Origin of the sequence: Amycolatopsis sp. SID8362, assembly GCF_010550475.1 — a bacterium.
Lineage (GTDB): Bacteria > Actinomycetota > Actinomycetes > Mycobacteriales > Pseudonocardiaceae > Amycolatopsis > Amycolatopsis eburnea.
In genome coordinates this window covers 1-5,846 of sequence record NZ_JAAGNB010000632.1, presented here as the reverse complement: position 1 = coordinate 5,846, position 5,846 = coordinate 1, and the positions used below count along the sequence as shown (strand labels likewise).

General features: G+C 71.8%; 5 protein-coding genes. 3 read left to right on the top strand and 2 right to left on the bottom strand.

Annotated features, from left to right (window positions below):
• The 3 genes from G3I65_RS19780 to G3I65_RS19770 all read left to right on the top strand — a co-directional run.
• Positions 1-527, top strand: a 527-nt coding sequence (locus tag G3I65_RS19780) for a helix-turn-helix domain-containing protein (RefSeq protein ID WP_239071311.1), incomplete at its 5' end; no start/stop codon positions are given.
• On the top strand, positions 493-912 hold the full coding sequence (locus G3I65_RS19775) for a thioesterase family protein (protein ID WP_125307382.1): 420 nt from the start codon (positions 493-495) through the stop codon (positions 910-912). The genes G3I65_RS19780 and G3I65_RS19775, both read left to right, overlap by 35 nt.
• Before the next feature lie 17 nt (positions 913-929).
• Positions 930-1,679, top strand: a complete 750-nt coding sequence (locus G3I65_RS19770; protein WP_160697426.1) for a class I SAM-dependent methyltransferase — start codon at positions 930-932, stop codon at positions 1,677-1,679.
• Here the strand turns inward: G3I65_RS19770 and G3I65_RS19765 are convergent.
• Both G3I65_RS19765 and G3I65_RS19760 read right to left on the bottom strand, forming a co-directional pair.
• A complete protein-coding gene (locus G3I65_RS19765) occupies positions 1,651-4,962 on the bottom strand; it encodes an error-prone DNA polymerase (RefSeq protein ID WP_160697425.1) in 3,312 nt (1,103 codons plus the stop codon). The genes G3I65_RS19770 and G3I65_RS19765 overlap by 29 nt on opposite strands.
• Complete coding sequence (locus G3I65_RS19760; RefSeq protein ID WP_203612434.1) at positions 4,963-5,676, bottom strand: hypothetical protein; 714 nt, start codon at positions 5,674-5,676, stop codon at positions 4,963-4,965. It abuts the gene before it with no gap.
• Between the last annotated feature and the right edge of the window lie 170 nt (positions 5,677-5,846).

Sequence of the window (5,846 nt, the reverse complement as noted above, 5' to 3'; positions counted from 1 at the left end):
CCGCGGGCGCGACCCGGCTCAGCGACCTTTGGGGCGCGGTGGCCAGACGCGCCGAAGACGCCCTCGCCGCCGCCGATCCGTTGGCACAGCGCGGAATCCTCGAGGCGCTGGTTGCTGCCCGGGACGTGACCCCGGATCACCGGCTGCTCGCCGCGATCGACGCGCTGGGGCGTCCTTTGGCGCGGGCCGCGGACGTCGCCGAGGAGGTCGGCGTGAGCGAACGCGCGCTGCGGCGGCACCTGGCGCACGCGGTCGGCGCCGGGCCGAAGCAGGTGCACCGGATCCGGCGGTTCCAGCACTTCCTGCGCCGGCTCGAACCCCTGGTAGCCCGGCGGACGTCACTGGCGGACGTCGCGGCCGACCTCGGGTACGCCGACCAGTCCCACCTCGGCCGCGACTGCCGCCGCCTGTCGGGTTCTTCGCCCGCGGCGCTCGTCCGGGTGGCCGAAAAGTTCCAGACGACCGAGGCGTCTCCGGGCCAGGATCCGGGGCATGGCTTTCCAGGTGACCATTCCCGTGCGCTGTGACGACATCGACGCCAACGGCCACGTCCGCGGCCCGGCTTACCTGGCGTACGCCGACCACGCGCGCTGGTCGTGCGTGCAAGCGGCGGGCATCGACCTGGCGGAGCTGGCCGCGCGCCGGATCGGCCCGGTCAACCTGGAGACGACGGTGCGGTTCCACCACGAGCTCGTCCCGGGCGGCGAAGTGACGGTCAGCTGTTCGTTCCATTGGGGCACCGGGAAAACCTCGCGGGTGACGCAGGAGTTCCACGTCCCGGACGGCACTCTGGTGGCTTCGGTGACGTCGGTGTCCGGCCTGCTGGACCTCGACCGCCGCCGGCTGGTCAGCGACCCGGCGGCGCACTGGCGGGAGCTGGCCGCGCGACCGGACCTGCTGGGGCTGGCTTGAGCGCTAGGTTGGCGGCAATGCCCGACGAGCACTTCGCCGACGCCGGCTTGGCCGCGCTGTACGACGCGATGAACCCGCGCTCCGGCGACTTCGCCTTCTACCTGCCGATGATCATGGCCGCGGAGTCGGTGCTGGACGTCGGCTGCGGCACCGGGTCCCTGCTGCACCTGGCTCGCGAATCCGGGCACCGGGGGCGCCTCGTCGGCCTAGACCCGGCCGAGGGCATGCTCGCGCAAGCCCGCCGTCGCGACGATGTCGAGTGGGTGCTGGGCGATTTGTCGACCGTGGCGTGGGACGGCGAGTTCGACTTCGCCGTGATGACCGGCCACGCGTTCCAGGTCCTGCTGACCGACGACGAGCTGCGCACGGCCTTCGCGGCGATCCGGCGCGCGCTGAAGCCCGGTGGCCGCTTCGGGTTCGACACCCGCGACCCGGCGGCTCGCGCCTGGGAGCGGTGGACGCCCGCCCACGTGTCCGAAGTGGTCACGGCCGACGGAACCGCCGTCCGGTCGTGGAACGACGCGGGGCCGTTCGAGGACGGGTACGTCAGCTTCACGACGACGTACGAAAGCCCCAGCTGGAACGCGCCGCGGCGCAGCGAAAGCACGTTGCGGTTCCTCGACGTCGCCGCGCTGGGCGAGTTCGTCGCCGAGGCCGGGCTGGTCGTTGACGAGCAGTACGGCTACTGGGATCGCCGTCCGGCCGGTCCGGAGATCATCACCCTCGTGCGGCGGCCCCTCACCGGAAGTCGCGGGACTTCGCCTTGATCCGCATCTGCAGCGGCTCGACGCGGTCGGCGAGGACGCTCACCACGCCGTCGGCCTTCTCCACCACGCCGCGGATCAGCAGGGCCGGGCTGCTGCGCGCCACGCGGTGGTAGCGCTGCCAGAGGCCGAGCGTGCAGATCACGTTCACCATCCCCGTTTCGTCCTCGATGTTGAGGAAGGTGACGCCGGCCGCGGTCGCCGGGCGCTGGCGGTGGGTCACCGCGCCGCCGATCAGGACGCGGGCGCCGTCGTCGAGGGCGGCCAGGCCGCTCGCCGGGACGACGCCCAGTTCGTCGAGGTGGTCGCGGATGAACTCGGTCGGGTAGCTGTCCGGGGACACGCCCGTCGCCCAGACGTCGGCCGCCGCCAGGTCGATGCCATCCATGCCCGGCAGCACCGGTGCCTGCCCGCCGACCAGGCCGGGCAGCTTCTCCGGCCGTTCGCCGGCGACCGCGCCCGCGGTCCACAGCGCCTGGCGGCGGTCGCCGCCGAAGCCCGCGAACGCGCCGGCCGTGGCCAGTGCCTCGATCTGCGGGGTGGTCAGCCGGACGCGGCGCGCGACGTCGGCGAGGTCGCGGTAGTCGCCGTTTGCCTGCCGCTCGGCCGTGATCCGGTTCGCGACGTCTTCGCCGATCTTCCGCACGGTGCTCAGCCCGGTCCGGACCGCGTGCAGCTTTCCCCCGTCCGGCAACGGTTCCAGCGTCGCGTGCGGCAGGCTGCGGTTGATGTCCGGGCCGTGCACGGTGACGCCGTGGCGCCGCGCGTCGGCGACCAGCGACTGCGGTGAGTAGAACCCCATCGGCTGCGCGCGCAGCAGGCCCGCCAGGAACGCGTCCGGGTGGTAGAACTTGAAGTAGGCGCTGGAAAACACCAGGTGCGCGAAGCTCAGCGCGTGGCTCTCCGGGAAGCCGAAGTTGGCGAACGCCTTGAGCTTCAGGAAGATCTTCTGCGCGAGTTCGTCGCCGACCCCGTTCGCGGCGGCGCCTTCGAGGAACCGCTGCCGCAGCCGGTCCATCTTGCGGTCCGAGCGCTTCGACCCCATCGCGTGCCGCAGCTGGTCGGCCTCCGCCGCGGTGAAGTTCGCGACGTCGAGCGCGATCTGCATCATCTGCTCCTGGAACAGCGGCACGCCCTTGGTCTTGTGCAGTGCCTTTTCCAGCAGCGGGTGGTCGTAGCTCCACTCCTCGCGCCCCTGCTTGCGGCGGATGTACGGGTGCACCGAGCCGCCCTGGATCGGGCCGGGCCGGATCAGCGCGACCTCGACGGCGAGGTCGTAGAACTCCCGGGGTTGCAGGCGCGGCAAGGTCGCCAGCTGCGCGCGGCTTTCGACCTGGAAGACGCCGATCGCGTCGGCGCGGCAGAGCATTTCGTAGATGTTCCCGTCCGCGAGGTCCAGCTCGGCGAGGTCGATCGCCTCGTCCTTGTAGTCGCGGACCAGGTCGATCATGTAGTGCAGCGCGGAGAGCATGCCGAGGCCGAGCAGGTCGAACTTGACCAGCCCGGCGGCCGCGCAGTCCTCCTTCTCCCACTGGATGACGCTGCGGTCGGCCATCCGGGCCCACTCGACCGGCACGACCTGGCTCACCGGCTCCTGGCACATCACCATGCCGCCGGAGTGGATGCCGAGGTGGCGCGGGAAGTCCTCGAGCGCGAAGGCCAGCTGCACGACCTCGTCCGGGATGTCGTGGTCGTGGTCCTTTTCGGTGCTGCGCAGCGAACCCCAGCGGTCGATCTGCTTGCTCCAGGCGTCCTGCTGGCCCGGTGAGTACCCCAGCGCGCGTGCCGCGTCGCGGACCGCGGACCGGGCGCGGTAGGTGATCACGTTCGCGACCTGGGCGGTGCGGAGGCGGCCGTGCTTGGCGAAGACGTACTGGATGGCCTCCTCGCGGCGGTCGGACTCGATGTCGAGGTCGATGTCGGGGTAGCCGTCGCGGTCCGGGGCGAGGAAGCGCTCGAAGAGGAGTTCGTAGGCGACGGAGTCGACCTTCGTGATGCCGAGCGCGTAGCAGACGGCCGAGTTCGCCGCCGAGCCTCGGCCCTGGCAAAGGATGTTGTTGTCACGGCAGAACCGGACGATGTCCCAGACGATCAGGAAGTACCCGGGAAAGCCGAGCTCCTCGATGATCTCCAGTTCGTGCTTGATCTGGTCTTTCGCCTTTTCTTCGTGGGGTTTGCTGCCGAAGCGTTCCTCCGCGCCTTTCCAGGTCAGCTCGCGCAGGTACGTGGTTTCGGTGTGGTCGCCGGGGACGTCGAAGGGCGGCAGCTTCGGGGCGAGCAGCTTGAGCGGGAACGCGCATTCCATGCCCAGCAACGCACTGCGCCGCACCGCGCCGGGGTAGCGCCGGAACAGGACGTCCATTTCGGCACCACTGCGCAGGAACGCCGTCCCGGCGGCGGGCAGCCAGCCTTCGAGCTCGTCGATGCCGCGCCGCGCGCGGATGGCCGCGAGCGCGTCGGCCAGCGGCGCACGTTCGGGACGGGCGTAGTGCGCGGCGGTGGTGGCGACGGTCGGCAGGCCGAGTTCCTCGGCTAGCCCGCTAAGGACGTCGTTGTGGGTGCTGTCGAGCGGCTGCCGGTGGTCGGTGAGCTCGACGTAGACGTGATCGCGCCCGAACCGGTCGACGAGGATCCGCAGCTGTTCGGCGGCGGCCGACGGGCCGTGCGTGACGAGCGCCGAGCGCACCGCCCCTTTGCGGCACCCGGTCAGCACGACGCACTGCCCGGCGACCTCCTCGGCGACCGCACCGAGGTCGTAGATCGGTTTGCCCTTCTCGGCACCGGGGTGGATCTGCCCGGCGGTGATGGCGCGGCAGAGGGCGCGGTAGCCCTGGTCGCCGCGGGCGAGCAGGAGGAGGTGCTCGCCTTCGGGATCGGGGACGCCGTTCTGCGGGTTGCGCAGGCCGAAGCTGAGCTCGGTGCCGAAGACGGTGTTGACACCCAGCTCGCGCGCGGCTTCGGCGAAGCGGACGACGCCGTACATCCCGTCGTGATCGGTGAGGGCGATGGCGTCGAGCTGGAGGCGCGCGGCTTCCTCGACGAGCTCTTCGGGGTGGCTGGCGCCGTCGAGGAAGCTGAAGTTGGAGTGGCAGTGCAGTTCGGCGTAGGGCACGCGGACGGCTTCGCCACCGTCGTCGGCGCCGCGGGCCGGGAGGTCTTGGGGGCGTTGGTAGGTCTCGCGGTGGCGGCTCCAGGCGGGGCTGTCGCCGTGGTCGCCGGGCGGGAGATCGCCGGCGAGGGTGCGGGCGAGGTCCTTCCAGCGGACGGGTGGGTTGTTCCAGCCCATTCAGCGGCTCCCGGGCTCTTCCCGGTGGGGATTTTCGGCGGCGCGGCGACGACGGTGCCAGTTGGAGGGGTGGTTCCAGCGGCTGCGGGCCTCGGCTTCGCTCATGGCGGTTGACGGGTTGGCGGCGTGCCCCCGGCGGCGCTGATCGGCTTCGACCTCGCTCAGCTCGCTGGCGGGTTCGTCGCGGCCGGCGTTCGAAGGGTGGTTGCGACGGCTGCGGGCCTCGGCCTCGCTCATGGCGGTTGGCGGGTTGGCAGCCTGGTCGCCGCGGCGCTGATCGGCTTCGGCTTCGCTCATCGGGCTCGCAGATTCGCCGCGACCGGCGTTCGAAGGGTGGTTGCGACGGCTGCGGGCCTCGGCCTCGCTCATGGCGGTTGGCGGGTTGGCAGCCTGGTCGCCGCGGCGCTGATCGGCCTCGGCCTCGCTCACCTGGCCGGTGGCCTGCCCGCGGCGGGTTCGGCGGCCCGGGCCGCTCAGGCGGCAGCCGTTCTCCCCCGATGGGCGGGGCAGGGGGATGACCACCGCCAAGTGACCGTCGTCGGCTGTTGGTTCGGCGCGTGGCAGGTGGCCGCGGACCGACCAGGCGTCCGGTTGGGGGTGGTCGCGTGGTTCCTGCGGGGCGGGCGCCGGGATCTCGCGGAGCCACCGGGGTTCGGCGGTTTCCGGTTCGGCTCGGAGCCAGTCGCGCAGGCGTCGTGCGTAGTTCTCGTCCATGCTCAGTCGTACACTCCCTCGACCGTCCACAGTGGATTTTCCGTGCCCGCGCAGTGCACCAGCACCGCCTCGGGTGGCTCGTCGCCCTCGCCGGCGAGCAGCAGCTGGAGCCGGGCGCGGCGGGGGCCCGGGCGGCGGCGGTCCGGCGTCAGCGGCCACGGGCCCGCCCA